General features: G+C 69.3%; 28 protein-coding genes. 20 read left to right on the forward strand and 8 right to left on the reverse strand.

Translation table 11 applies throughout. The features are described from left to right. Positions 1-322: 322 nt before the first annotated feature. The 3 genes from BXY45_RS04695 (at position 323) to BXY45_RS04705 (ending at position 2,659) form a co-directional block, all read left to right on the forward strand. Positions 323-1,549, forward strand: coding sequence for an IS110 family RNA-guided transposase (locus BXY45_RS04695; protein WP_109773302.1), 1,227 nt, complete (start codon positions 323-325; stop codon positions 1,547-1,549). Between the two features lie 63 nt (positions 1,550-1,612). Continuing rightward, entirely contained in the window at positions 1,613-2,161 is a 549-nt protein-coding gene (locus BXY45_RS04700) for a hypothetical protein (RefSeq protein ID WP_109773172.1), read from the forward strand. Between the two features lie 60 nt (positions 2,162-2,221). Beyond that, on the forward strand, positions 2,222-2,659 hold the full coding sequence (locus BXY45_RS04705) for a phosphomannose isomerase type II C-terminal cupin domain (RefSeq protein ID WP_211319235.1): 438 nt from the start codon (positions 2,222-2,224) through the stop codon (positions 2,657-2,659). A gap of 274 nt (positions 2,660-2,933) precedes the next feature. On the opposite strand, the gene BXY45_RS04710 is transcribed toward BXY45_RS04705, so the two are convergent. Both BXY45_RS04710 and BXY45_RS04715 read right to left on the reverse strand, forming a co-directional pair. Next, a complete protein-coding gene (locus tag BXY45_RS04710) occupies positions 2,934-3,917 on the reverse strand; it encodes a curculin (mannose-binding) lectin (RefSeq protein ID WP_109773174.1) in 984 nt (327 codons plus the stop codon). Between the two features lie 104 nt (positions 3,918-4,021). Then, positions 4,022-4,243 carry a hypothetical protein gene (locus BXY45_RS04715; protein WP_109773175.1) on the reverse strand — a complete coding sequence of 74 codons (222 nt, stop codon included), beginning with the start codon at positions 4,241-4,243 and terminating at the stop codon, positions 4,022-4,024. A gap of 364 nt (positions 4,244-4,607) precedes the next feature. Between BXY45_RS04715 and BXY45_RS04720 the strand changes: the two genes are divergently transcribed. Further along, on the forward strand, positions 4,608-5,108 hold the full coding sequence (locus tag BXY45_RS04720; RefSeq protein ID WP_146211072.1) for a hypothetical protein: 501 nt from the start codon (positions 4,608-4,610) through the stop codon (positions 5,106-5,108). A gap of 21 nt (positions 5,109-5,129) precedes the next feature. Here BXY45_RS04720 and BXY45_RS04725 read toward each other — a convergent pair whose 3' ends face one another. Continuing rightward, on the reverse strand, positions 5,130-5,372 hold the full coding sequence (locus BXY45_RS04725) for a hypothetical protein (RefSeq protein WP_146211073.1): 243 nt from the start codon (positions 5,370-5,372) through the stop codon (positions 5,130-5,132). Positions 5,373-5,947: 575 nt separating this feature from the next. Between BXY45_RS04725 and BXY45_RS04730 the strand changes: the two genes are divergently transcribed. The 6 genes from BXY45_RS04730 (at position 5,948) to BXY45_RS04755 (ending at position 10,862) form a co-directional block, all read left to right on the forward strand. Next, on the forward strand, positions 5,948-7,057 hold the full coding sequence (locus BXY45_RS04730) for a hypothetical protein (RefSeq protein WP_109773178.1): 1,110 nt from the start codon (positions 5,948-5,950) through the stop codon (positions 7,055-7,057). A 197-nt stretch (positions 7,058-7,254) separates the two neighbouring features. After that, entirely contained in the window at positions 7,255-8,856 is a 1,602-nt protein-coding gene (locus tag BXY45_RS04735) for a hypothetical protein (protein WP_146211074.1), read from the forward strand. Between the two features lie 182 nt (positions 8,857-9,038). Beyond that, positions 9,039-9,434 (forward strand): hypothetical protein, encoded by a 396-nt coding sequence (locus BXY45_RS04740; RefSeq protein WP_109773180.1) that lies wholly within the window; start codon positions 9,039-9,041, stop codon positions 9,432-9,434. 339 nt (positions 9,435-9,773) lie between these two features. Next, on the forward strand, positions 9,774-10,007 hold the full coding sequence (locus BXY45_RS04745; protein ID WP_109773181.1) for a fibronectin type III domain-containing protein: 234 nt from the start codon (positions 9,774-9,776) through the stop codon (positions 10,005-10,007). A 166-nt stretch (positions 10,008-10,173) separates the two neighbouring features. Beyond that, entirely contained in the window at positions 10,174-10,431 is a 258-nt protein-coding gene (locus BXY45_RS04750; protein ID WP_109773182.1) for a type II toxin-antitoxin system Phd/YefM family antitoxin, read from the forward strand. Then, entirely contained in the window at positions 10,428-10,862 is a 435-nt protein-coding gene (locus tag BXY45_RS04755) for a type II toxin-antitoxin system VapC family toxin (RefSeq protein ID WP_109773183.1), read from the forward strand. The genes BXY45_RS04750 and BXY45_RS04755 overlap by 4 nt, the downstream gene beginning before the upstream one ends. A gap of 146 nt (positions 10,863-11,008) precedes the next feature. Here the strand turns inward: BXY45_RS04755 and BXY45_RS04760 are convergent, their stop codons facing one another. Continuing rightward, on the reverse strand, positions 11,009-11,206 hold the full coding sequence (locus BXY45_RS04760) for a PIN domain-containing protein (protein ID WP_109773184.1): 198 nt from the start codon (positions 11,204-11,206) through the stop codon (positions 11,009-11,011). A 117-nt stretch (positions 11,207-11,323) separates the two neighbouring features. After that, positions 11,324-12,547 (reverse strand): hypothetical protein, encoded by a 1,224-nt coding sequence (locus BXY45_RS04765; RefSeq protein ID WP_109773303.1) that lies wholly within the window; start codon positions 12,545-12,547, stop codon positions 11,324-11,326. 610 nt (positions 12,548-13,157) lie between these two features. Between BXY45_RS04765 and BXY45_RS04770 the strand changes: the two genes are divergently transcribed. The 7 genes from BXY45_RS04770 (at position 13,158) to BXY45_RS04800 (ending at position 19,510) form a co-directional block, all read left to right on the forward strand. Further along, positions 13,158-13,766, forward strand: a complete 609-nt coding sequence (locus tag BXY45_RS04770; protein WP_146211075.1) for a hypothetical protein — start codon at positions 13,158-13,160, stop codon at positions 13,764-13,766. Next, positions 13,763-14,473 (forward strand): hypothetical protein, encoded by a 711-nt coding sequence (locus tag BXY45_RS04775; protein WP_109773186.1) that lies wholly within the window; start codon positions 13,763-13,765, stop codon positions 14,471-14,473. The genes BXY45_RS04770 and BXY45_RS04775 overlap by 4 nt, the downstream gene beginning before the upstream one ends. Before the next feature lie 393 nt (positions 14,474-14,866). Beyond that, on the forward strand, positions 14,867-16,012 hold the full coding sequence (locus BXY45_RS04780; protein WP_146211076.1) for a hypothetical protein: 1,146 nt from the start codon (positions 14,867-14,869) through the stop codon (positions 16,010-16,012). A gap of 130 nt (positions 16,013-16,142) precedes the next feature. After that, positions 16,143-16,655, forward strand: a complete 513-nt coding sequence (locus BXY45_RS04785) for a hypothetical protein (RefSeq protein ID WP_109773188.1) — start codon at positions 16,143-16,145, stop codon at positions 16,653-16,655. Next, positions 16,652-17,095, forward strand: coding sequence for a type II toxin-antitoxin system RelE family toxin (locus BXY45_RS04790; RefSeq protein ID WP_109773189.1), 444 nt, complete (start codon positions 16,652-16,654; stop codon positions 17,093-17,095). Before BXY45_RS04785 ends, BXY45_RS04790 begins: the two co-directional genes overlap by 4 nt. Positions 17,096-17,400: 305 nt before the next feature. Further along, a complete protein-coding gene (locus tag BXY45_RS04795) occupies positions 17,401-17,976 on the forward strand; it encodes a Uma2 family endonuclease (protein ID WP_170131312.1) in 576 nt (191 codons plus the stop codon). A 79-nt stretch (positions 17,977-18,055) separates the two neighbouring features. Beyond that, positions 18,056-19,510, forward strand: coding sequence for a DUF2786 domain-containing protein (locus BXY45_RS04800; protein ID WP_109773191.1), 1,455 nt, complete (start codon positions 18,056-18,058; stop codon positions 19,508-19,510). A gap of 153 nt (positions 19,511-19,663) precedes the next feature. Here the strand turns inward: BXY45_RS04800 and BXY45_RS04805 are convergent, their stop codons facing one another. Beyond that, the gene (locus BXY45_RS04805; RefSeq protein WP_211319236.1) at positions 19,664-21,094 is read right to left on the reverse strand and encodes an ATP-binding protein; all 1,431 of its coding nucleotides are present in this window, start codon (positions 21,092-21,094) and stop codon (positions 19,664-19,666) included. Positions 21,095-21,148: 54 nt separating this feature from the next. Further along, the gene (locus tag BXY45_RS04810) at positions 21,149-22,096 is read right to left on the reverse strand and encodes a hypothetical protein (protein ID WP_109773192.1); all 948 of its coding nucleotides are present in this window, start codon (positions 22,094-22,096) and stop codon (positions 21,149-21,151) included. Between the two features lie 156 nt (positions 22,097-22,252). Between BXY45_RS04810 and BXY45_RS04815 the strand changes: the two genes are divergently transcribed. From BXY45_RS04815 to BXY45_RS04825, 3 genes are all read left to right on the forward strand, one after another. Next, positions 22,253-23,401, forward strand: coding sequence for an acyltransferase family protein (locus tag BXY45_RS04815; protein ID WP_170131313.1), 1,149 nt, complete (start codon positions 22,253-22,255; stop codon positions 23,399-23,401). A 440-nt stretch (positions 23,402-23,841) separates the two neighbouring features. Next, on the forward strand, positions 23,842-24,666 hold the full coding sequence (locus BXY45_RS04820; RefSeq protein ID WP_109773194.1) for a polysaccharide pyruvyl transferase family protein: 825 nt from the start codon (positions 23,842-23,844) through the stop codon (positions 24,664-24,666). 104 nt (positions 24,667-24,770) lie between these two features. Continuing rightward, the gene (locus BXY45_RS04825) at positions 24,771-25,550 is read left to right on the forward strand and encodes a DUF3472 domain-containing protein (RefSeq protein ID WP_146211077.1); all 780 of its coding nucleotides are present in this window, start codon (positions 24,771-24,773) and stop codon (positions 25,548-25,550) included. A 209-nt stretch (positions 25,551-25,759) separates the two neighbouring features. Here the strand turns inward: BXY45_RS04825 and BXY45_RS04830 are convergent, their stop codons facing one another. After that, positions 25,760-26,368 carry a response regulator transcription factor gene (locus BXY45_RS04830; RefSeq protein WP_170131314.1) on the reverse strand — a complete coding sequence of 203 codons (609 nt, stop codon included), beginning with the start codon at positions 26,366-26,368 and terminating at the stop codon, positions 25,760-25,762. Between the last annotated feature and the right edge of the window lie 136 nt (positions 26,369-26,504).

Raw genomic sequence — 26,504 nt, forward strand, 5'->3', positions numbered from 1 at the left:
GATGCTGCGTGACCGTCAGCCCTACCGCCCACGGACGACGCCGACGAGCTCTGAGGTGGCCCTGGCCGCTTGACAACGACATAGGGACACCCCCCCCCGTTACCTTCTTGATCACCCCCTCAAGGGGTGGCAGGCCACCGCCGCCGGCATGACTAACTGCCCCTGTGAACCGATGATCTGGGGGGTGTTGTCACCGGCGGCGGCGGGCACCAGTGATCGCTGATAGGGACCCGTGACCTCCATCGCTGTCCGTAACGTGGCTGTGACGCGGGTGCTCCGGCTGGTCTGCCGTCACGACGCCGACGACGACCAGGAGCGCGCGATGGACCTGCACAGACCCCACGACTACGAGGTCTACTGCGGACTGGACGTGGGCAAGTCCGACCACCACGCCTGCGCCCTGGACCCCGCCGGCCGCAAGATCCACGACAAGGCCCTCGCCAACGACGAAGCCGCCCTGCGCGCGGTCTTCACCAAGCTCCTCACCCGCGGCCGGGTCCTGGCCGTCGTCGACCAGCCCGCCGCCATCGGCGCCCTGGCCATCGCCGTAGCCCGCGACATGGGTATCGACATCGCCTACCTGCCCGGCCTGACGATGCGGCGCCTGGCCGACCTGCAGCCCGGACAGGCCAAGACCGACGCTCGCGACGCCTACGTCATCGCCGACGCCGCCCGCTCCCACCCCCACACCCTGCGACGGGTCGGCACCGACGATGAGACCCTCGCCGACCTGGGCGTGCTCGCCGGCTACGACGACGACCTCGCCCAGCAGGCCACCCGCCTGACCAACCGCCTGCGCGACGCCCTCACCCACGTCCACCCCGCCCTAGAACGCCTGCTCAGCAAGCACATGGACCGCGGTGGAGTCCTGGACCTGCTCGCTGCCGCCGGCACCCCCACGGCCCTGGCAACCCTGGGTGAGCACGGCATCGCCGACCTGCTGCGGCCCCGCTCGCCGCGCCTGGCACGAACCCTGCCAGCACTGATCATCACCACCCTGACCCAGCAGAGCGTCACCATCGCCGGCACCGCCGCCTTCAGCCGGGTCATCACCGGAGTCGCAGCTCAGCTGCGCGAGGTCCGCGACGAACGCGCCGCTCTCGCAGTCGAGCTCGAGGCGCGCCTGGAGGCCCACCCTCTTGCCGAGGTCCTGACCTCGATGCCCGGCGTCGGGGTCAGGACCGCCATCAAGATCCTCACGATCATCGGTGACGGCAGCGCGTTCACCAGCGCCGCCCACCTGGCCTCCTACGCCGGGCTGGCGCCGGTGACCCGCAGGTCAGGCTCCTCGATCAGGGGTGAGAGCCACTCCCAACGCGGGCACCACGCGCTGAAGTCAGCGCTGTTCCTGTCGGCGTTCGCGGCGCTGGGCGACCCGGCCAGCCGGGCCTACTACGACCGCAAGCGCGCCCAGGGCAAGCTGCACAACGCCGCCCTGATCTGCCTGGCACGTCGCCGCATCGACGTCCTGTTCGCGATGCTGCGTGATCGTCAGCCCTACCGACCGCAGACGTCCGCGAGCAGCGCAGAGGTGGCCGTGGCGGCTTGACAACGACATAGGGACACCCCCCATCGCACGGTCACCCATGACGACGAACCCCTGCCCACCGACATGCCCGCCGCAGCAGCCGCCGTCGGCATCGACGTCGACCTCGACTCACCCCCGACACACCTCGCCGACGTCCCACGGCTGCTCACGCTGTGGATCGCCATCGGCGACGCGGACCTGCTCGACTCCTCCACGACGCAGGTCTTCCCGGCCGTGGACGCCGACGTCCTCGCCAGCGACCAGCCGCTCACCGCGGAGCATCGGGCCATCGTCGTCGAGACAGCACTGCGCGGCACCATCGACGACGCCTGCCTCGACATCGACGCGGAAGACGACGCCCCCAGCCCCATGGCCATCGCCGTGCTCCCGGTGCTGTCGATGACCGCCACCGGCCACGACGTCCCCAGCGACGTCCTCGCCAACGCCGACGGCATAGCCAGTACCGGCGCGCTCGTCCAGGAGCTGCTCGACCTCGGCGTGCTCATCGCCGGCTCCCAGCCGGGCAGCGTCACGGTGAGGCCGGGTCTGGAGCAGATGCTCGCCGGGATCACGCTGGACCTGCTCGACGACGTCACCGGCGATGACCACTGGGAGGACGACGACGAGGTGTGACCGGCACGGGTCGGGGCGAGACCACACCACGCTTCAATGAGAACCACTATCGTTAACTCGGTGACGGCACAGCTCTCGACCGACCAGTCCCCCGAGGCCCAGCACGTAGAGGCCCAGCTTCCGGAGGACCAGCGCCGCAGCGCGGTCTTCGTCGCCGAGCGGCCCTGGGGGCAGTTCCAGCAGTTCGTGCTCAACCAGCACTGCACGGTCAAGCTCATCACCGTGGAACCCGGCCGGCGCCTGTCCCTGCAGAAGCACGCCCTGCGCGACGAGCTGTGGCAGGTGCTCGACGTCCCCCTGGACGTGCAGGTCGGCGAACGCCAGTGGACAGCGCAGGTCGGCGAGCGCATCTACACCCCCGCCGGGTCCCTGCACCGCCTGGGCAACTCCGGAACCCAGCCCGGTCGCATCCTCGAGGTCGCCTTCGGCCACTTCGACGAGCAAGACATAGTGCGCCTCCAGGACGACTACGCCCGCCCCGAGACTGACCGGGGCTGACCCGCTTCTCCCAGAACGCCGTCCGTAGCCACCTGCCCGTGGCTGCAGACGCGCGCATGCGTCGTCGCCCCGCCCGCAACTGCGGCAACCACCCCAACCCTGGAGCTGCTCTCGCGGCTACCGGTTCGCGAGCAGACGACCCGCGGCGCCGGTGGTGGCCCCGCTCGCCGTCGTCGTCAGTGCTGTTGCCGACCCCAATGCCTGGGGCCGCCGGAGGCACGAGGCACCAGAGTCCAGTCGCGGCGGTCGACAGCTGCGACGGGGACGACAGCACTCAGTCGATGCGGACCGTCTGGTCCCAGCAGGCCACACCGGCGTCGTAGGGGTCCAGGCCCAGCGGGTCGCCGAAGTCGAGCAGGTACTTGTCGTACTCGGCCTGCGCGACCGACCGCTGCTGGAAGGCCGAGCACCCCACGAAACCGGGCGCGCTGGTCTGACCGCTGCTCGTCCAGCGCTGGTTGGGCTTGAAGGAGTGCTGGCCGATGTCGCGGGTGGTCGCCCACGCCGCGGTGCCGTCGCGGCGGGCGACGACGGCGCTGCCGTCGTCCTGCAGCACGAAGGTGGCCCGGGAGGCGCGCCAGGTGCCCGAGTTCCACACCGCCCGCGAGCCCGCGTAGGCGACGAGGTTGCCGTCGCCCTGGAGGACCAGGCGATCCGCGCCGTAGGAGCCCGAGAAGTACAGCGGGCGCCCCTGGGGGCTGTAGAGGTCCTTCGCGCCATAGATGACGGCGTTGCCGTCGTCCTGCAGCAGCAGCCGGTACGTGCCGTTCGCCGAGGTGACCTGCTGCCCGCGGTAGAGGGCCTGCCCCGACGCCAGGCCCGTGCGGTCCCACCCGGAGTACCAGGCAGCGGAGCCGTTGGTCCGGTAGACGACGACGTTGCCGTCGTCCTGCACCCGCAGCACAGCACCAGGGTTGCCATAGCTGCCGGCGTGCCACAGCACCCGGCCGTCGGCGGCGTAGATGACGGCGTTGCCGTCGGGCTGCAGCACGAAGCGCGCCCCGGGGTTGCCGCCGGTGCCCGAGCGCCAGGTGGCGCGGTCGTGAGGGGCGTAGGCCACCAGGTCACCATCGGTTTGGAAGGCCAGGCCGTGGGTGCGGTTCGGGCTCATCAGCCACTGGCCCCCTGACAGCTCCTGGCCACCGGACATCCGGTCGCCGCCCGCGGGGCTGGGCGCCGCCGAAGCGGGCGCTGCGGCGGCGAAGGCCACCAGGCAGCCGAGGGCGAGGGAGCAGATCAGACGCACCAGCGCGGTCATGGAGATTCCTCGGGCGGAAGCGGTGGAACGACGGCGACGCTAACGGGCGCGGGCGGCCGCGGTGGCGCCTTTGAACGCGGTCCCCACTCGCGCTGAAGACGCCCCTACGCCCGAGTCGATACGGGTGGCAGTTCGTCACCGAGCCGACGGATCGAGCCGGTGAGGACGTTCTTCGAGCGGAGCTTGACCACGCACACGAGGCCTTCGGGGGTCTGGCGCTGCTCAAGTTCCAGCTGCCGGAAGCCCGCGAGCGCCGCGTCCGTGTAGGTGTCCGCGAGCGCACTGCAATCCGAGGTGTCGGCACCGACCGACGGGATTCCTACCACCTCAGACCGCCAGGGTCGCCGCCGTACCCACCGTCACCAGAGTCCTTCGCAGCAGCACCTGAGCCCCCTCACGCCGTGAAGCCGCGAGTCTGAGGGATGTGGACACGATCACGGCGTGTCCACGTCTCGACACCCAGCACGGCCCCGTCCCGAGGTCGGGTGCGGCGACGGCATGCGACACCTTGATCGCTTCCGGTGACCTATGCCGTAAAGGAAGGTCGATGGGAGCGGAGTTCTGGGACCAGCGGTCGGAACACGCGGTCACGGTGTCCAGGCAGACGCACCTGACCTAGCCCATGGCGTCTGTCCGATGACGGGGAGGGCGGCTCTCACGCGGATGCGCCAGCTCTGCCAGAGTCAACCCGTGGAGGGTCTTCTGACGGCCGGCGACACGGTCTCCCTGACGTCGGGGCCGACGTGGCTCTCCTTCCTGGTCATCCAGGCGGCCGCCGTCGTCGCCAGTGTCCTCGGCAGCTCGGTCATCGCGGCCTTCGTGAACAGCCGTGCGGCGGCGTCCACCGCCTCGGACACCCGGATGCGCGACCAGCTCGCCCTGGTTCACGACAGCCTTGACGACCTTCGGGACGCCTACGCGAAGCGGCGTCAGCAGTCCGTGGACGACGACACCCTCGACGCTGCCCGGCGGAGATTCGTCGCCGCCTGCGCCCGGTGCCTCGATGACGGCATCACCGATGCGGGCCGCCGATACGTCATCGTCGGCGACCTGTTCGCCGCAGGCGCCAAGTCACCGGGCTTCGCCCAAGAGGCCGAGGCTCACGAAGACCTCTCCTCCGCCCTGCGCCTCGCCGGAAAGCGCTACAGCGGAGATCGGCGCCTGGAGCGCGAGAGCCGACGGGGGCACTGAAAAGCCCCTGCTCGGTCTGCGTCAGACGTAGTGGACGTCCGGCACGTCAAGCTCGGTCTCCTGCAGCCTGTCGGCGACCCCGTATCGCTCGCCCGACTCCCGGAGGAAGCCGAGGAAGGCGTCGGGCCCTCCGATGAGGACGAGCTTGGCAGCGCCGCGGATCACCACGAGTTCACGTACAAGCTCATCAGCCGCTGAGGAGGTACCGGCTGCAAGTTCAGAGGCATCGACCACGACGTCCGAGCCATCGAACTGGTCAGGCACGTCCGCACGGTGCATCAGCTCAGCGACGGCCGCTCGAGTGCCGAACAGGCGCGGAAGCTGCAGACCGATCATGTAGGACGACCCTCCTGAGCGAGCCCCGTAACTCGGCGAGCCCCAACAGTACTCACCACGGCCATATGAACCAGAACGACGCTCCGAGGTCAGCCGATCGCGGCGCGCGGTGAGATTGCTTGGCGCTGCAGCGCCCTGGGTTTGGTGGAGGCTGAATCGCCGACGAACGCACATTGCAGGCAGAGTGGGCCACCCACCCAACACCACCGCTGGCCCCTCCCTGCCGCGGGACCACAACCCGCGGCGACAGGCGGGCCCGAGGTCGCGCACCTACCCCAGCAGCCCTGCCTCATGCAGCGCACGCACGAAGCCCGCTATGGCCGCGAGCAGAGCGGCAGCGGCCAGCACACTGGCATTCACCTGCGTCCACCGATCACGTCGGCGTCGCTGCCCCTGAGCCATGCCTGGTCCCCTCTCGTTTGGTCGTCGTGATGACCAGTCAGCCACGGACCCGGCACCGCTCAGGGCTGGACCTCGCGGGGTTGCAACCGGGACGCTGAGACGTGCCACGAAGCGGCCCGAGTACCGCGGACCAGGAACTGCTGGAGGCTGTCAGCAACGCTGGGCTCCAGGTCTCTCCGGCGCAGCTCGAGCGATGGCGCTCCGCCGGCCTGGTGCCTCGCAACGACCACACCGGCCTGGGGCGCGGTCTGGGGTCCTCGTCTTCGGTGCCGCCTGAGGCGGTCGCGGCCACGATCGCCATGGCTGTCCACACCCGCGCCGGGCGCTCCCGCCACCAGGCAGTGCTCGAGTGGTTCCTGCGGGCGTCCCTCGGGACGCACCGCGGCGTCGTCCTGCCCGAACCACCGATCCGACCCGTCCGACAGGCACTCCGGCACGCCGAGTACCGCAACGTGGCCGCAAAGGTGGCCCGCCAGCTGACCGCCGTGGACGCCGACGAGCGGCTGGACCAGGCCTTCGCGGCAGCCGAGGAGATCGTTCAGCAGATCGAGGTGAAGGACCCCCAGTCCGGCGAGTTGATGCGGTTGCATCTCCTGGAGGGACTGCCCATCCGCCCCAGCCGCAACCGCCGCCGGGCCGCTCGAACGGCGCTGGTCCAGGCCGTGGCCATCAGCATCGCCGGCGCCGAGGAGACCGGCTACGAGGCGCTCGTCGACGCGCTGCGACTCAGCCGACCAGACACCTCCTTCACAGCGTTGGAGGGCACCGACCACCGACTGAGGTTGGCCGCCGAGCTGCTCGCTCCGCCCGACCGCACGCGCCGCTGCTTCGACGCGTCTCCCGATGCGCTGTGCTCGGCCCGAGACCTGGCCCGCGACCTGGTCGGACTGGGCGCCCTCACGCGGATCGGCCGCTGGGATCCTGACGCCAGCGTGCCCGCCGACCACCTCGCGGACGCCTTCACCGCTCACGGCTTCGCCCTCTTCGCCAGACCCGGCTCGTCGCAACTGCGCACCGCGTCATTGGTCGCCGCGGTGCCGCTCTTTCTGGATCCCGAGCACACCGCCGCCGGTCGACGGCTCCTTGCGGCGATCGGCGAGAGTCCGCGCGAGTGGGCGATGACGCGACTCACCGCCAGATCGTCACCCCCCGTGACGTCACCCATTCGCCCCGTCGGCAACCAGCGAGACGCTCAACACTCGCCCGGTTGACGATCTGGGGAGGTCCGAGGCGTCGACGACGAGGACGCCCATGGCCCACCTCCAGCCGGATGCTCCCGAGCATCATCCGTCCGCCACAACACGGAGGAGGCGAATGGTGAAGGGTTGCCGTGGGCCTCCATCCCCTTTGATGGGGACATCGGGCATCGACGACTCACGCCGCCCTTGACCCACGCTAGGAATCGCCCGTGATCTCCCCCTCGCAGCGGCGTCTCCTCACCCCCAGAAGGCTGCGGCGGCGCGCGGCGACGGCCATGCTCGCCCTGGTCGCGCTGATGGCGGGGATGCTCGGAGTAGCTGCCCCCGCCACGGCAGCCACCGGGAGCCTCATCGCGCCGAAGCTGTTCCAGGAGCCCAAGGCCGTCGGAGAGACGTTCTTCACCTCGACGTGGACGGCGGTGGAAGGCAAGAACATCGCCACCTCCCTCGTCGGCTCCCTGGACGGGAGCCAGGACCTCTTCGTCGATGACGTCCTGAAGATCACTTTCACGTACGAGGACGGCTCCACCGAAACCCTCGACCACAACTTCAACGGCGACGGGTTCTGCTCAGGCATCCGCCCAGTCCCCGAGCTGGACCTGTCGCTCTACCTCAAGCCGGGCAAGACCACGATGACCATCGCGCTCTCCGACTACTGCGGAGGCGGCGGCGAGGGCAACAGCGACATCTACATCACGGGTGCCGGCACCTACACCCAGGTCACTCCTGGCGTTCTGCACGAGTGCAAGGGCGGCACCGAGGGGAACTGGCGCTTCCACTCGTACGTGAGCGACTCCGACGGCCTCGTGGTGGACAACGCCGCACTGAAGGGGCGCAAGGCGGTGCGCGCCCTGCAGGTGCCTTACCTCAACATCGCCCTCAGCGAGCGCTCGGCACGGGCCACCTACCGCGCAGAGCTCCGCCCAACTCCCACGCCACAGGCCAACGGCATCACGACTGAGCTCATCGCCGGAACCGTAGGGTGCGACGCGACGCGCACCACCGCCAGTTACCTCGTCCGGGGTCTGCCCGGGGGCATGACGCTCACGGTCAGGCAGACCTACCGCTTCGACCCCGTGAAGAGCGGCGACAGGTGCGAGCCCTCCGGGAAGGTGACGTGCGCCAGGTTCTGGCCGACGCTCGAGTGGAAGACGTCTCCGATGGTGGGCAATCCGAGGCATATCACGCTGCTCTCCGTCAGCACCGCCCAGCGATTCGACTTCCGGCCGGACGATGCTGAGCTCGGGGCGTGGATGGTCGGACAGGACAAGGTCCACGCAGGAAAGAACGTCGGCCTCCTTCACTACCCCGGGACGAAGGAGTTCACGGTCTCGGCGATCGGCAGCAACGAGAGGAACTGGGACAACTACCACCAGACCTCAAAGATCATGGTGGACATGCCCGGAAACACCGGGGCAGCTGGGTGCCCGGAATGCATCCACATGCACTGGCGCTGGTCACTCGTGACCAACGCGGGCGCGGTGCGCAGTAATGGGGGGTTCGGTCTCACAAACTTCACCAACGGCAGGCCGGCCGTCCTGCGAGGGTCCCCGCAGAAGGCAAGCATCACCGTGGTGCGGGAGCACCTTGACCGGGACGAGACGCAGCCGCAGTCGGTCGATGCGCTCGTCAACGACGAGTCCCTCATGGACGGACACCCGATCGTCTTCTGGAGGACGTCGAGCGCGGGGATCCAGCAGGCTGACGGCTCGTTCCGCGACGCCGCCTTCCCTCAGCTCTCAGGCAAGCCCGGAGACCTCGGCTCGCTCTGGTTCTCCCCACAGCCACCAGTGCTGCCGGGCCCGGCGTGAGGCTTCCGCATGCTCCGTGATCGCCGTCGTCGTCCACCGCTACCTCCGCGAGGGACGGCCGCTCGGCCTTCGGCAGGGAGCGTCATCGCGTCACCTCCAGCCGTCGGTCAGGGGGGAGCCGTGCCTAGGCGGCGCTTCCATCGCCGGGTCCCGAACCACCGCCCCCGTCGTGTGTCTCATCGGTGGTCACCCCGCTGGCGAAGGTCACGTCGCTGCACGACACGGTGGAGACCTGGCTGACCGAAGACGCCAGCCCCGCTGGCACCGCCGACGTTGACCCCTTGCTCACCGACCTCACCGTGGCATCGCTGGGCCCGCTCACGGCGTTTCTCGTGAGCACCGACCGGTGGACCGGCACCCAGCAAGACCTCGACGACGTGCACTCCCTGCTCGACTGCCTCTCTCCCACCGCGATGCAAGCACGCGCGCTCGCCGAGCTGACCGACCTCGGCGTGCTCCGGGAAGGCACCACCCCGGGCAGCCTGGCGGTCACACCAGGCCTGGAAAAAGTGCTGGCAGGCCCGGCGCTCAACCTCCTGGAGGAGATCACCTTCGACGAGGTCGACGACGAGGTGTGACCGGCACGCACGGGCGTCCATCAGCGTGAGCAGTACGGGGCCACGGTCGTCGTCCTCATCTCCCCCCGCCTGGACCGCACCGCCAGGCGACGCTCGTCAGCCACCCCCCGAGGTACCGGCTGCAGGTCTGGCGTCGGGGAGCCGGCTCATACGATGCGGCGAGCTGACAGCGTCTGACGGCGCAGGGCCGAACGAGGACCATGACCGAAGCGCCGACACTCCTGAGCACGTCTACCTCGTCATCGACGACCTTCTCGATCGCTGAGCTGGTGGGGCGGGCCGAGGCGGGCCGGCTGGAGATCCCGAGCTTCCAACGCTCCTTCCTCTGGCAGGGGGCGGATGTCCGGGACTCCCCCGGCGCTCATCGGATCGACGGTGACCGGCTACTCGGTCGGGCGGAACGGGTTCGACAGCAAGGGCAGCAGCCCCTGGTCCACCACGAAGTCGTCCACGTCGAGGTCGCAGACGTTCACCAACATCAGGACCGAGAGCACGTACGTGCTCTCGGTGGCCGCCGTTACCGGCCAGGGCAAGGGGAATGTCGCCACCGTGACGGTCACCATCCCGCCCTGACGCGGCCCGTACCGGATCGGCTTGACGCGGCCGTCGTCGTCCTTGGTGAGGCCCCGGCTACCTGACCGCCCCCCTCCCACCATATGGAACACACATTCCACCTATTTGTGACCACATAGTGGTAACTTTGCAGTGCCAAAAGAGCGCCACATCAGCTGGAGGAGCCATGACCGAGATCGGGGTCCGTGAGCTGCGCGACGGACTGAGCCGACACCTGGCACAGGTACGCGAGGGCGCGACGCTGACAGTGACAGACCATGGCCACCCGATCGCCCGACTGGTGCCCTTCACGCGCCGCAGCGTGCTGGAAGAGCTGATCGCCGAGGGAGTCGCGCGTCGTCCCCACAGAGCCAAACAAGCTTCCCCCGAGCCCGTCACGATCTCATCCACCGTCAGCGACCTAGTCAGCAACCAGCGCCGGTGATCGCCTACTTCGACACCTCCTCACTGGTTCCGCTGCTGGTCACCGAGGCCGGAAGTGCCATGGCGCGCCGGCTCTGGGACGGCGCCGAGGTGGTGGTGGTCACCCGCCTAGCCCACGTCGAGGCCTCGGCAGCTCTCGCCGCCGCCGAGCGGGCCGGGCGCATCGACGCATCCCAGGAGAGCGCCGCCCGTGCGCTGCTGGAAACGCTGTGGGCCAGCGTCGTCGTCCTCGAGCTGGACGAGACCCTGATGCGGGCCGCCTCACAGCTCACCCGTAACCACGGACTGCGGGGCTACGACGCCGTCCACGCCGCCGCCGCCGTTCGCCTGGGCAGCGACGACGACATCGTGGCTGTCTCCGGAGACCGGACCATGCTGGCCGCATGGCAACGGATCGGACTGGTGACCGTCAACACCAGCGCAGCCACGTAACGCTCGCACGAACAGGACGGCGCCCCGCGCCGCCCACTACTCCCCGGGCCTCGTCCACGGGTCGACGAGGCTGAGGTGCAACAGATCGAAGTCAGCGGTGTTCCGCGTGGCCAGAGTCGCTCCCCGCGACCTCACCACCGCCGCGATCAGCGCGTCGAGGGCGCTGATCTGGCCCCCTGACGCTCACGCTCGGTCACCACCTCGGGGTAGGCGCCAGCAGCGGCCTCGTCGAAGGGGGGCACCTTGTCCGCCAGGGCGTGGAACACCCGGCCCGCCGCGGGCGTCAGCGCCTCGCGCCGTCCACCAGCGGGCAGGCGAGCGATGCCGTACCCGACCTCCGCCACGGTGAGAGCGGTGGTGAAGACGTTCCCGGGCTCCTGGGCCCCGGCCCAGCGCTCGACCGGGACCGCAGGGGCAGCGCGCTGGCAACGCTAGCGAGCATCCGGTCGCCGAGGAGGGACTTAGCGCGGCACCAGTCCAGCCCCCACGAGGCGGCTGACCAGGCTCGGTTTGCGGGCATGGTCATCGCGCAGTTGGGCCACCCGACGGGCGAACTCTGCCGAGGTGCCGTTCGCCACGGCGATCACCTGCAGGTCCGCCAGGACCGCGACCGCCTCGTCGTAGGCCTCCGGCTTGGTCTGGGCGATGAGCGCCTCCACCCGCTGCCAGGCCCCCTCGCCCTGGGACGCGAGGGCCTCCCGCCGGGCGCGGGTCTGCGCGGCCAGACGCTCCTCGCGTTCCGCCCGCTGGCGCTCGCGCGCTGCCTGCTCGGCGCGCTGGCGCTCCAGCTGCACGGCCGCCTCGGCTCCCAGCAGCTCCCCCGCGGTGCGGCGCTGACCAGCGTTGTCGGGCGCTCCCCCGGCCGCGGCGGCAGCCGCAGCTGCGGCGGCGGCACCCCGGAAACCGCGCAGCAGCTCGGCGCGCGCCGCGCCGCCCTGACCTGCAAGGAGACGCACCACAACGTCGTCCTTCGTCTGCGCCGGCAGGTCCGCCACGTAGGCGCGCAGCGCCGCCGTCGACGGTTGGGCACCGAGGTCCGGACTGGCCTGCGCGGCGACGTCCATCAGGTCTTCACTGAGGCCGAAGAAGTGCGCGAACGCCACCAGGCACCCCGGCAGGTCACCCAGGCCGGCGGGGACGGGCGGCTCGACGTCGTCGTCGTCCATATGCCCGGCCTGCACCGACAGCAACCACACCAGGTACAGCAGCCGCTGATCCCCCTCCAGCAGCAACGCCCGCGCCGGCAGGATCTGCCCCAGCCACCCGCCGCCTCCGGGCGCGTCATCCTCGCCCAGGTCGTCGTTGAAGGAGTCGATGAGCTCCTCGGCGAGCTCGCTGCTGGTGACCGAGTCGACGATGACGCTGAGGATGCGGTGCTCCCCCGCGACGATGACCCTGGCCAGGTCGGTCTCGCCGACGACGGCAGCCGCGTCTTCATCGAGCGCGCTCGCTGGCACCCGCAGGAACAGGTGCCGGCTCCCCCAGTTGGTCAGGTAGAGGTGGGCGTCATAGTAGCGGCGCACCAGCGACAGCGGGTCACCCCGGAAGCCGCTCCAGTGGTAGACGTTCGTGAACGACGTCGCCGTGATCCGCGCCCGCGTCGACAGGCTCCGCACCTCCGCCTGCTGGGCGGGCGTCAGCGGCCTGTCGACGGCGACGAACTCCAGGTACTGATACTCGCTCACCGTGCAAGCCTGCCGTGCGCTGCGCGCGGCGGCTGCGTGAGGCTCGGCCGGCGCGGCGGCCGTCGTCATCGTCCTCATGGCCCTCCGACTCGACCGGAGCGGTCGGGAGACGTCGTCCGGCACCTCGGAGATGTGGCCCCTTGAGCGTCACGAGGCGGTCACGCAGTGCACGGCCTCAGCGAGCCTTGAGTCACCCTCACCCCACCGGACACGCTCAGCCGCCACGCTGCTCGACCAGCCGAAAGAGACACCTTGCTGCTCCACCAGCGGAAAGGCCAGAGTAGTTTGGGCTACTCGGTCTGCACCTATCGCAGGAGGTGCTGTGGCGTTTGCCCAGAACGAGGTGAACAAGCGCCTCGTCTCGATGCCTGCCGGGACCCTCCGCAAGCGGAGTTCCCGAAGCGGAGCACACTCCAGGCTGATCGCCGCTGTGGTGCTCAAGGTCATCGATCAGCCGAAGCGACCGCGCTCCGCTCTCGTCCGGCTAGGACAGTCGAGCTCGATCTCCCGCGTCCCCCTGGGGTCGTTGATCGTGACGGAGGGACAGACGATCCTGGTGCGGCGGAGCTCCAGCATCCGCGGCACGAAACGGCACTTCACCATCGTCAACGTGGTCTCTTCACCCTCTGCCCAACACGGCACGCCTCATCGCTTAGACGACCTGGCCCGAGAGATCCACGTCGACGTCCACGACCTCGTCGACGACGTTCGCGCCGCCGTGGCTCATGTCCCGTTAGCTCCGAAGGTCTACAGCGATCTCGACGAAGCCGCCCTTCGCGCCCTGCGCGCTGGTGGACTGGCACTCGGAGCGATGCCGCCTCCCACCGAACAAGCCTCCACGTGGACTGACCTCGAGGGCCGCAAGCTCTTCCGCGAGAGCGTCTCGCTAGAACAGGTCGCACGTCACACGGGGGTCGCCGTGGACGAGCTACTGCGTGCAGTGGCGGAGCGGCGCCTTCTGTCGATGACGTTGAACGGAGAAGTTCGCCTGCCCGGCTACCAGTTCCGGGAAGACGGCGCTCCACTGGCGGGACTCGACAGAGTGACGACTGCGCTACCCGAGGGCCTCCACCCCGTGGCCGCCATGCGCTTCCTCACCATGCCGCACCCCGACCTGGAGGTTGCGGGCCAGCCTTTGAGTCCGGTCGAGTGGCTCAGCCGTGGCCTTGATCCCCTCCCGGTGGTCGAGTTCGCAAACGACCTCGCCCTCGGGCAGTGAGCGAACGCCTCCCCCGACCGCAGAGCGCCAACTTCCCTGACCTCGCGGAGCCCACCTCCGGGCCTCCCTTCGTCCGCGTTCTGACGGCTGGCCACCGCGTCGGGCGCATTTTCATGAAGGGTGGCCCCCACCCATCGGCTTGGAGGACCTTCCGCCACTTCGGCCCGACGTCCAACCGCTTCGACCACCACCCGCCTCCGCCAGGCCACCACTCCGTCCGCGCCGTCCAGTACGCCGCTCCCGGCTGGACGGTCGTCAACACTGCTGGCGCCAGCGTGACCGTCCCCATGCTCCAGGTGTGTCTGCTCGAGGTGTACCGCAGCACCAGAACCGTCGACGTCGTGCTCAACGAGCCCTGGTACGCGCAGTACGTCCTGGATCGCGATGTCCGACTCCTCGACCTGAGCGACTCGGACTGGATCACCCGAGCCGGCGGCAACGCCGCGATCAGCAGCGGGGCACACGGCCGCTCCCGTGAGTGGTCTCGAGCCATCTACAACCGCTACGACGTCCAGAGAACAGGGGCTCTGGACGGGGTCTTCTACCAGTGCTCGAACCTCCCGCGAGCCCGGTCGCTGATGTTCTTCGAGTCAGGGCTCAGCGCGCTACCTGCAACAGCTGAGGTGGAGGTCCCCCTGGCGCACCCAATCTTGCGCGCGGACATCGAACGTATCTGCCACGAGGCTCGGCTGGCACTGGTGCCCTGACCCGACCGGGACGTTCGTGGTGACCCGGACGCCACCGCACGGTGATCTGCGGCGGCCAGGGGGCTTCGCCCCGAACGACGCAAGATCGCCGTCGTCGTCCCCATGGCAGTCCATGCGGACCGGACCTGTTCGGGAGAGATCGTTCGGCCCCTCGGAGAAGTGGCCCTTTGAGAGTGATCGCCTGGTCACTCTCAAAGGGCCACTTCTCCGAGCTCGACGGACCGAACACGCAGGGTCCCCTGGTCACCGACGGGCGCCCTCTGGAGGGACCCGGGACGGTCACGCCGACCGGACGGGCTCGGCAGCGACGATGTCAGCGGGCTGCGGCAGAGTGAATCCGTGCCCGCGAAGCGTCCTGCCCACCGTCCCCCGAACCGCCGCCGGATCCCACCCGTGCGCGCCTCTTCTCGCACCACACCACTGGAGAAGTTCAGGTCGCTGCACGAGGAGGTGGCCGACTGGCTGCGGCAGACGGTGCCCGGCATGCCGGAAGAGGCTGTCGTGCCCGTGCTCACGGACATGGAACTCGCGGTGCGCCTCGCGCAGGAGGCCGCCGGGCTGCAGCACCTTGGGGCGTGGACAGGTGCCCACGTGGAAGGCGTGCTGGTCGCGGCGGCGACGGTGCAGAAACGACTGCACGAGCAGGCAGGCCCCGAGGGCGTGGACCCGTCGGTCGCAGACTTCGGCAACCGTGTCGCCGCAGCCCTCAGCCCGTTGACGGTCTTCCTCATGAGCACGGGCCGGTGGACGGGCACCCGGGACGACTTCATCGAGGTGCGCGCCATCCTCGACCAGGTCTCCCCCACGAGCGTCGACGCGCGGGCGCTGACCGAGGTGCTCGATCGCCCGGAAGACCGCGAGGCCACCGCCGCAGCGCTCGCGCAGACACCGTTGGGCCAGCACCTGGTGTCGCTGCTGCGGTGGCACTCCCCGCACCGCGACATCGACCAGAACGGCCTCCTCCTCCCCACGGACGTCGCCGCTGCGGCTGTCGCCGTCGGCCTGGAACCCACCGGTCCGCTGGAGAGCATCCGCGACGCACCGCGCCTGCTCCACCTGCTGGCGGGCCTGGAAGCCGCCGAACTGCTCGACCGCTCCAGCGGACGTGCCGTGCCCGTGGTCAGCGCGGACGCCCTGGCCAGCGAGACGCCGCTGAACGCCGAGCAGCTGGTGGTCGCCGCGGCCGGGGCCCTGAAACTGCTCCTCGAGGAGGCCAGCGACGCCGACAACGACGACGAGGTGGGCCCGCCGCGGACGAGCGCGCTCATGCTCGCCGCTCTGCCACTGCTGTCTACCGCGGCCATCGGCGGCGAGGTGACCGCCGAGATGCTCCGGCAGTCCGACCAGATGGCAGGCAGCTCGATACTCATCGCCGAGCTGCGTGACCTCGGCGTGCTCCGCGACGGCAGCCAGCCGGGCGGCCTGGTCGTCACGCCTGGGCTGGAGCACCTGCTGGCCAGGCCAACGCTCCAGCTGCTCGAGGAGGCCACCGGCGAAGAGACCTGGGACGACGAGGACTGGGACGACGACGAGGACTGAGCGAGCAAACTGCCGGACCTGTGGACAGCGCGAGCGGGCTGTCCGAGGGTTCTGCCATGGTCGACGCACCAAGAGTTGACCGTCTCCCTGTTTGCCCCTACTTTTTTGGGAGACCGTGGAGGAGGTCACCATGAGCGTCATCGACACCGAGGCGACAGCAGCGCTCCGTGACCTGAGCCGCGTCACGACCTTGGTGGAAGTCGCCGAGGATCTGGAGGGACGCGACGAGGCGCTCCAGCCCCTGGCGCGGCGCCTCCGGGACGCGGTGTCCTCACAATGGGAGGCAATTCCCCCGATGCGGCTCAGCGTCGCAGCCTCGGTACTAGGAGTCGACGTCAAGACGGTGCGGGCATGGATGGAGCGCGGGCTCTTGGAGCGCGCATCGTCGGCCTCGACATCACGGATGCTCGTGACGGCGCCGTCGGTGTGGCTCGTCATGGATGCGCTGAGCGCACTGCGCGAGGCAGGGCAGACTCGCGGGCTAGCTGAGGCCGTGATGCGGCGTTTGCGCGACGATGACCTGGCCGCGGATCCCGAGTTCGCGGAGGGCATCGCACAGTGGCGCGCAGGGCTCCTCGCCGACCCGATCGTGCTCCCTGAGGACGACGCCGACGACGCTGCCGGGGAGCCCGCTTCAGCGTGACGCAGGTCAGACAGGTCAGGCCTACACCGAGGGCAGCTTCGCAGATCAGCGCGCTGACCAACGAGAACAAGGACGCGTTCGAGCAGTGGGTGCGCGAGGTCCGCAGGCAGGGCTGTGCGGCCATGGAGTACGCGCTCACCGGCGAGGATCTCGCCGGGCTGTGCTGCAGTCACCTGCGTGGAAGGTGGCGTGTCATCGCGGCCTTCCCTGAGGCAACTCTCGTGGTGGTGGTCGCTGTCGGAGAGCATCGGGACGGCAAGCCCGACGACGTCTACGACAGCCTCTACGCCGCGATGGGGATCGAAGAGCCGCCGGGCCGGCGGGACAAGCCCTCGTGCTGCGAGCCGGACGGTTCCGACCCTGCGGTCAGCGGAGAGCTCGTGGATGCGGTCTCGCGGCGGGTTCGTGGAGCCGCCCGTCGAGGCAGACGACGTTCGTAGCGATTCCTGAGCACGGACACGGCGTCTCGCACCGACGCCCACGCCCGCGGGCCATGCGCTGGGCCCGGGAACCGGGCAGCGCCGGACGCCACGTTGTCGCCGTCGTCGTCCCCATGAAACTCCACATGGACCGGACCTTTTCGGGAGACGTCCGGCCCCTCGGAGAACCGAACACTCAGAGTCCTCTGGCCATCCCCTCAACCTGCTCGAGGAGGCCACCGGCGAAGCCCACTGGGACGACGAGGACTGAGCGAGCAACTGCCGGACCTGTGGACAGCGCGAGCGGGCTGTCCGAGGGTTCTGCCATGGTCGACACCCACGACGCCGACAACGCGCAGGAGGGAAGGACACCGATGAGCACGCTCTTCGTAGAGAACGACCCAGTCGTAGAAGCCCTGCTCGCCCGACGTCGCGAGCTCGGGCTGGACGGCAAGGACGAGGTCTGGGAGGGGGTCTACCACGTGGCGCCGCACGAACACGGCCGCAACGGCGTCACGGCCATGGCGCTGGTCGAGCACCTGAACGCCACAGCTCGCCGCGCCGGACTCCAGCCAGGCGGCTCGTTCAACCTCGGTGAGCCCGGTGACTTCCGCGTCCCCGACCTCGGCTTCCACCGCGCCGGGGAGCCGTCTCAGCTCTACTACGCCTCAGCGGCGCTGGTGATCGAGGTGCTCAGTCCCCGCGATGAGACCTTTGCCAAGTTCGGCTTCTACGCCGCCCGCGGCGTCGAGGAGGTGTGGGTGGTCGACCCGCTGACCCGGTCGGTACGTATCTGGCAGCTCGATCCGACCACGGTCGACTACCGCGAGACCGGCTCCAGCGACCTGCTCGGCCTCACCGCCACCTCCGTGGCCGAGCAGCTGGCCTGGCCCGAGGGCTGAGCCCAGCAGGCCGCCCAGCGTCGCCCCGTTGCTGCCGGCGAGAGACAGCACCATCACGAGACACGACAAGAGAGACCCTGTGGCGAAGAACAAGAAGACCCGGCAGCGCACGCAGCGTGCCTCCCTCGAACGCCGCGCCAAGCGCCTCGATGGCAGGGGCCAACGCGCCGATGCCGGGTTCGGATCCGGCGCGGCCTTCGGCCTGGGCGGTGGGGAGTCCGGAGCACCGCTCGACCCGGCCGTCGCTGTCCGCGACGCCATCGACGACGCCATCGCCCAGGCGGCCAACGCCGCCGGCTGCCGCTGCTCACGTGACCACTCAGGTCAGCTCGACGCGGTGATGCCCCCTCTGGTGGACGCGTCGGCGCCGGTGGCGCGACTCCCCCGCGTGCAGGCCGCCGCCATGGCGCACGTGCGCGCCATGCTGCTGGCGGTGGTGGAGCAGCGGTGGCAGCAGGGCTGGGAACCCGCAGACGTCCTGCGCCTGGCGCGGCGCCGCCTCAGCCGCGTTCACGTCTACCTGCTGGGGGCGGCAGTGGCCGAGCAGCTCTCCCGCTACCCGGCAGACTCCGTGGAGGTCCGCTGGGACGACCAGCTCCAGGCAGCGGGGTGGCGCTCCCGCGCAGAGGGCGCCTCGGCACTGGCCGACGCCATGGGCAGCTGGCCCGGCGGGTGGCCGGCGCTGGCGCGGCCCACCGTCGAGCTGATCGGCATGCTCGCCGCCCAGGGCACGCTCCCGCCCGTCAGCGCAGCGCCCGGGGGCCTGGCGCAGAAGGCACGCGCGGCCAGGTCGTCAGCTGATCGTGCTGCCGACGTCGACGCCAAGGTCCTCGCCAAGGTGCGCGCCCTGCTCGCCAAGGCGGAGTCCACCGACTACCCTGCCGAGGCGGAGACGTTCACCGCCGCCGCGCAGAGCCTGATGGCCCGTCACAGCATCGACGCAGCCCTGTTGGCAGCCAGCCAGCCCGACAGCGGACAGGGCGACGGGGTCCGCTGCCTGCGTCTCGACGTCGAAGCCCCGTACGAGAACGCCAAGGCGCTGCTGCTGCAGTGCATCGCCGACGCTAACCGGTGCCGCGCGGTATGGGCCTCAGACGCCGGCTTCTCCAACGTCATCGGCTACCCCAGCGACCTGCTCGCGGTGGAGGTCCTCTACACGTCGCTGCTCGTCCAGGCCCTCACCTCCCTCACCGCCGCAGGTCGCAGCGCGGAGGCCGGAGCCCGCAGCCGGTCCGCGACGTTCCGGCGCTCCTACCTGCACTCCTACGCCCAGCGGATCGGTGAGCGCCTCACGCTGGCCTCCGAGACCACCACCAACGAGGTCGCCGCCGGCACGTCACAAGCTCTGCTGCCGGTGCTCGCCGCACGCAGCAAGGCCGTGGAGGACACGGTGGAGGAGCTGTTCCCCCACGTCCAGCGCAAGGCCACCTCGACGGTCGACCCCGCCGGGTGGGCGTCCGGGCGAGCAGCCGCTGACCTCGCCTCCCTGGCCCCCGGCGCCGAAGTCGGCGACGGAAGCACCGCGGGACGCTGAGCGTGCCCCACCCCGACGTGACGATCAAGGACGTTGTGCACGGCGGACGGTGGCGCGGAGGTCACGCGACAGCGTGGTGCCGCGCGGGCGCGGCCGTCCGTCGTCGTCCTCATCCATCCGGAAAGGGGCGGCCCGCATGCAAGCGGTCGCGCGTCAGCGCCAGGCGTCGACCAGCTGCTCGGGGCCAATCACTGTGAGGGCGACACCTCCGCCGACCCGGCTGCCCGCCCGGCTCACCACGAGCAGCGGGGTAGCGCTGGATGCTCCCGGCACGCGGTCGCGCGCGCGGACCAGCTCAGAGAGGTCGTGCTCGTCGAAGGGCTGACGCTCCAGCCACTTCACCGACCCCACGGCCGTGACGCGGTCGGCGACCGGAGCTCGGTCAGCTACCACCAGGTCCACCTCGACGTCGTTGCTGCGCGTCCAGTAGCCGCCGACCACGCCGTCAGCGCCCCCACGGTGCTCGACGTCCAAACGCGCCAGTGACTCCCTGACCAGCGGCTCCACCGCCCGGCCACGCCACGAGGGCCACGAAGCCTTGATGCGTTCCAGCACCCGGTCTCCCCTGCCCCTCTCGACCTCCGCGAGGTGGGGCCCGAGGAAGGCGAGCCAGAACCGCAGGTGGGGATCGGCCACGCGATAGCGCTTCTCGCGCGACGCCCTGGTGGACAGCGGCACGTCAGCAGCGACCACGCGCTTGTCCTGCAGCAGCTCCAGAGAGCGCTGCAGCGACGCGGCCTGCAGTCCTCCCGCCTTCTGGCCGATCGCCGAGAAGGTCCGCTCCCCCGCACCGATCGTGCCGAGAACCCGGCGCGCCTGGACGTCGGAGGGGAACTCCGCCGCCAGCGACCTCTCGCCACTGACCACCAAAGCCGACGTCGACCTGCCCAGCACCTCCTCCAGGTGCTCCCACAGCGTCAGACCCGGTCGCCACTCCTCGCAGACCATCGGCAGTCCACCCGTCACCAGCTGCGCATCGATCGCGTCGGCGGCCTCGAGGCCGACCATCTCGCCGACCTCCGCCGGACTCAGCGGCGGCACCACCAGCTCCGTGGCCCGCTGGTGGAAGGGACGCCCGTAGGCGTTGAGCGCCTCCATCATCGCCAAGTCGGACCCGATCCCCACGAGCAACAGCTGCCGCCTGGACAGCACCCTGTCGAAGACCTTCTGCAGCGTGCCCTCCAGTGCCGGCTCCTCGCCGGTCAGGTACGGCAGCTCATCGAGGACGACGACGGCGGGGCCATCAGCCGGCAACGCACTGGCCACCAAGCCGAGCGCGGCTTCCCACGACCCAGGGGTCACCTCGGCGAACAGCTCAGCGCCGGGCAACGACGACGACGCCACCTCCTCCGCGAAGAGCCGCAGCTCAAGGTCAGGGCGCTGCCGAGAGGCGGTGAAGTAGACGTGAGGCACCCCGGTCCGCTGGAGGAACTCCTCCACCAGCCGCGACTTGCCCACACGACGACGACCCCGCACCAGCAACGCTCGCCCGGGCCGCTCCCCGCCGGCCCTGACGACGTCGAGGAGACGCTGCAGCTCCTCGAGCTGCCCCCGCCGACCGATGAACGCCCCTGCCTGACCCACGACAAAATACTATCCCAAGTGATAGTTACGTGGATGATAGTTTCATGGGTGCCGCTAGGTCTCGAGGGGTGCCGCGGCGGCCTCGGTGACGACGGCCAACCGCAAGCCTGCTGATGACCGGCTCGTCGTCATCGTCGGAGTTCTACCCCGGGAGGTCCATACGCGGTGCCACGACGTCCGGAGGCGTCCGCTCCAGCATGCAGAAGTCGTCGCCTCGGCCCTCCGAGCCACCCTTTGCCGACTTCTGCATGCTCGACGGGACGGGCCCGAGACGTCGGTGACGACGCACACGCTGCGCCACGACCTCATCGACCGAGGACGGCGTCCAACACGTCGAGCATCACCGAGACGCGTCTCAGCATCTGACGCACCCTTCTCGCGCGTGAGGTAGGTCGTGCCGTACTGCGCGGTGTCCTTGTCCTCGAGGAGCCGCTTGAGCGCTCTCGCGCTCTCCTCGGCCCCACGGATGGTCTCGAGGACGTCAGCCGCCTGACCGTGGTCCTGACCTCGCGGACGCTTCCCGAGGAGCCCGCGGTCCAGCTCGGCCCGCGGCCGGTTGGCCCCCGTCGCCGCATCGACCACCGGGTAGAGGACGTGCTCGGTGTTCAGGACGTACTCCGTGGCGCTCCCTACCCGACGCGCCGAGACGACACCCTGCTCCACGAGCCTCGCGAGCGCGCTGAGCGTCCCGGGGTACGACCCCACACCCGCCTGCAGGTGCACCGCACGTCCCGTCAAGGGCACCGGACGGCTCCACAGCGCGAACAGGACCGCCGCCTGCACAGGGGAGATGGGCAGAACCTCGCGACGCGCTGCGCGGGCGCGGCCGTCCGTCGGCAACGCACTGGCCGCCAGTCCGAGCGCCGCTCCCCACGACCCGGGGGTCACCTCGGCGAACAGCTCACCGCCGGGCAACGACGAGGCCGCCACCTCCTCCGCGAAGAGCCGCAGCTCAAGATCAGGGCCGCCGCAGCGTGCTCGGAACGTTTGCAGGGTCGCCACCAACGGTGCACAGCCTGCGAAGATGCCGCCGCCTCCTCGGCTGCGAGCCGCAGCTCAAGGCCAAGGCGTCGCCCACACGGCGACGGACATCACGCGTAACGCCACCGAAACTGCATGACGATAGTTCTCTGACGGATCCACATCATGAGGAGACTGATGTCGTCCATCGCGACAAAAGCGCCGAAAATTGGCCACATTCCTTCGCTCAATGGACTGCGCGCCATAGCAATTGGCATCGTCGTATGGGCGCACGCACATTTTCCGGGCCATCTTGCAGGCGGACTGGGAGTCAGCCTCTTCTTCTTCTTGAGTGGGTATCTCATCACCACCCTCCTGCGCGCCGAGTACGATCGGTACGAGAAGATCTCGTTCAGTGACTTCTACAAGCGGCGCGCGCTTCGCATCTTCCCGCCTATGTATATCGTCATCGCGATGGTCATTCTCCTGTCGCTCGTGGGCTTCTTGCCGAACACGATGACCGCAGGTGGCGCAGCATCGACGGCCCTCTTCTTGACGAACTATTGGATCATCACTCACGGGCACGAAGGGGTGCCCGCGGGCCTCGGCATCTTCTGGTCCCTTGCCGTGGAGGAGCACTTCTACCTTGTGTTCCCGCTCATGTACGTCGCCATGAGGAAGTGGCTCCCCAAGCGAGCGCATCAGGTATCGCTGCTACTGGGCCTGTGCTTCATCGTCCTGGCATGGCGAATATTTCTGTGGATGAATGGCGCCAGCGGGCCCAGGTTGTACTACGCAACCGATACGCGCATGGACGCCCTTTTATGGGGAGCCATCCTCGCCATTGGCTTCAATCCGGTCTACGGCGAGGCGCGGCTTCCGTCGCGCCCCTGGGCCGGAACCGCCATCGTCATCGCTTCGGCTGCCGCCTTCTATGCCAGCTCGAAGATTCCGGGGCAATTTGTGATCGGATTCACCATACAAAGTATTGCCGCCTTCGGCATCTTCGTCCCCTTGATCCTTGCCCCGAAGAGCCGGCTTGGTCGTCTTCTCAACTGGAAACCCATCGCCTGGATCGGGGTAATTTCGTACTCCCTCTACCTTTTTCACCGCTGGCTGCTCGAGGCAGCAGAGTTCTGGGCACCCGACCTCGGAGCCCTTGGCGCCGTCTGCGCGATCGTTTGCGCAGTCCTTCTCTCGTGGGCTATGCGTGCATGGGTCGAGAAGCCCCTTGCACGTAGGCGCAAGCAGCTCAGCCGCGTCGGGGAGAGTTCCGTGACGCCGCAGCTCAGCGGCGTCACGTCGGAATCACCGGCGAAGCCGGCCGAAGAGCCGGCCGCAGGGTGAGCGGACCGCACGCACTACTCCCGCCGACCTCGCGCACGTCACCGCCCTCCAGGCGCTGTAGGCCTCCCCGCGCCGCAACCCGATGGCTCACCCCCCAGAGGACCGGGCGGTGCACCCGCCCAAAGGTGCTCCACGCAAGCACTTCCGACTGGGCTCTCGACACAGCTTCCTCATCGTGAACATCCGCGACTCTTCGTCACCACCTCCTGCTGGCCTTCGGGGTGCCAGCGGGTTCCCACCTGCAGAGATGCCCTCATTCGTGAGCAAGTACGGATCGCGGGCTCCCACTCAAGGGGGACACGGCTACGCTGCGCGAGCAAGGGTGCGATCGCCCCGGTGAACTGTGGCAGCCGATTCCTTTTCGACTGCCGCAGGCGGGAGCACCTTGGCTCTCCGCCTTGACTGCTTCTCGCATCGCTTCGCGGCGATCACGTCCTCGCGTGACGGAGTCCTTCGAGGCAACGGGGAATGTGATGGCGAATGTCGAGCTTGTCCACTGGAATCCGTGGCGGCCGCAACGCGTCTCGTTCGGAAAGTATCGGACCTTCAAGTTTCGAGTGAGCAACTTCGGCGACCTCCTCGGACCACTCCTGGTCAAGAAACTTCTCGCCGAGCAGGGAATCTGCCGCAAGGCAGCCACCACGAAGCGAAGGCTTCTGACGGTGGGATCCGTCATGCTGCTGGCCAGGAACGGTGACACCGTGTGGGGAACGGGGGTCAACGGGAAGAGCTTGCAGGCCGAGTACAAGTTCACAGAACTTGACATCCGCGCTGTTCGCGGGCCACTGACGGCCGATTTCCTGCGCAAGCGCGGCCTGGACGTCCCTGACGTGTACGGCGATCCAGGACTGCTCGTGTCGCACATCGCGCCACGGCGCCACCTGCCGCTTCCCAAGAAACCGTCTTCGGTGGTCTACATGCCGAACATGCATGACGCACCAAAGTGGACGCACCTCCCGGGTTGCCTGTCACCGCAGATGCCCCTGAAGAGGATCGCGGCGTCGATCGCCAATGCCGAACTTGTCATCGCATCGTCTCTGCACGCCATCGTCTTGGCGGACAGCTACGGCATCCCTTCACAGCTTGTGAGATCACAAGAAGAGCCCATGTTCAAGTACGAGGACTACTTCCTGGGAACGGGCCGCACGGACTGGCGAGTCGCCGACACCCCGGAGCACGCCCGCCGGCTGGGAGGCGAGGAACCCACCACGTGGGACTCCAAGCCCCTTCTCGCCGCTTTTCCCGTCGATCTCTGGCAAACCTGATCGAGCCCTCGCAGCCGCAGCGCGGAAGCACAGCGCCGCACCCGCGGTCGCTCCCCTCTAGAAGGGATGCCCGGCAGGCGCCAGGAACAGCAAGCCTCGACACCGTGATCAAACGCCCGCTCATCGCGGTTCTGACTGCTGCGCTCCTCCTCGTAGGGGCCTCGCCGGCAATGGCCTACCAGCAGCACCAGAACGCCTACTACTACTCGCACTGGTCGGTGAACGGCGCCGACGTCGGATTCTGGAACACCGACCAGCTCGTCACTGTGAACAGCAAGGCCGCCTACACCTTCTGGGCGCAGATGTGGACCTGGACCGCGGCCCCCGACGGCGGGTACGTCGGCCTGCAGACCAACGGCAACCGCTTCAATGGCACCACCGGAGACACCGCGATCTTCTCCCTGTGGAACGCCACCGCCGCCTCTGGGCCCTCCTGCGGGACTTTCGGCGGCGAGGGTTCGGGCATGTCCTGCCGCCTGCCGTACACGATCACCACCGGCACCGCCTACCGGCTGCGCGTCTGGAGGCTGGACGCCGACGCCTCCGGGCAGTGGTGGGGCGCGTGGATCAAGAACCAGTCGACCGGCAAGGAGGTCTACGTCGGCTCCCTGCGCGTGGCCCCCCAGGCAACAGCGATGACCAACGTCCAGAACTTCGTCGAGTACTTCGGGCCCGCCAAGGCATGCTCGGCGGTGCCCAAGTCGAGCGCCACGTGGACCAGGCCCAGCTTCAACAGCGACGGCAAGGGGGGCTATGCCCAGCGCGGGACCTACGCCGCCCAGCCCGGCGACAAGGGTGCCTGCACCGGAGGTAGCGCCAAGGCAACCACCGTGTCCGGAGTCAACAAGGTGACCGTGGTGCTCGGAGGCTCCGCGGGAGCCTGACCCGACGGCCCCTGTCCTGAAACGGGCAGGGAGTCGATGCGCCGTGCTGTCCGACAGTGGCCCCTTGAGCGTCACCAGCCCGTCACGCTCAAGGGGCCAATCCTTCCCAGCTCCATGGACCGAACACGCCCTGTCACGGGAGCTGCGCCACCACGACACTGCTGATCCAGCACTCGGGACGACGGCGAGCAGTGCTGTGTGCCCGGCAATCACGACAGATCCATCCGGCGGCCCAGCTCCGCGAACTCCAGCCGCGAGTCCAGGCGCAGGCCCGCCGCCGCAGACTTCTGCCGCAGCCGCTTCAGGTAGGTCTTCACCGTCTCCAGGCCCACGTCCATCCGCCGCGCCACCGACTTCGCCGGGAGACCCGTCGCGTACAGCGTGAGCACCTCCAGCTCCCGCTGGGTGAACAGACGGCGCAGCTCCATGACCTGCTCCAACCGCTCGGCCATCGCCGCGGCCACCGCCAGTTCACCGCGGCCAGCTCGGTGCACCACGTCGACGAGTTCGGCCAGAGAGCTCTCGCACAGCACCACTCCGCGAGCGCCCGCCTCGAGCGCGGCGACCGCCTCCCCCGGACGGTCGACACCGTCCAGCGCCACCACCGCAACCAGTCCCCGCTCCACCGCGGAGCGGATCTCCCCGACGGCGTCGAGCACCTTGCCCACCACCACGAGTTCGCCGAGCCTCGTCCCCTCCGGCAGCTCCTCGAGGGCCACCTGCAACCCCAGCTTCACCACCGGACGGTCATCGAGGACGACGACGGCCACGGCGCGCACTGCGGGACCGCCGCCCGCAACGTCGTCGTCCTGCTCCACCGCTCCTCCTCGCACCGGGGGCGGCTGATCACCAGCCCTGGCGGAAGAGAACCGGTGCGCTGCCCGCGGCGTCAGGACAGGCCACCCCTTGCGCCCGACCGAGGTCATGGGCTAAGGGCAGACGGCGACCCGCGGG

The sequence above is a fragment of the Quadrisphaera granulorum genome, assembly GCF_003149145.1.
In the GTDB taxonomy this organism is placed as follows: Bacteria; Actinomycetota; Actinomycetes; order Actinomycetales; family Quadrisphaeraceae; genus Quadrisphaera; species Quadrisphaera granulorum.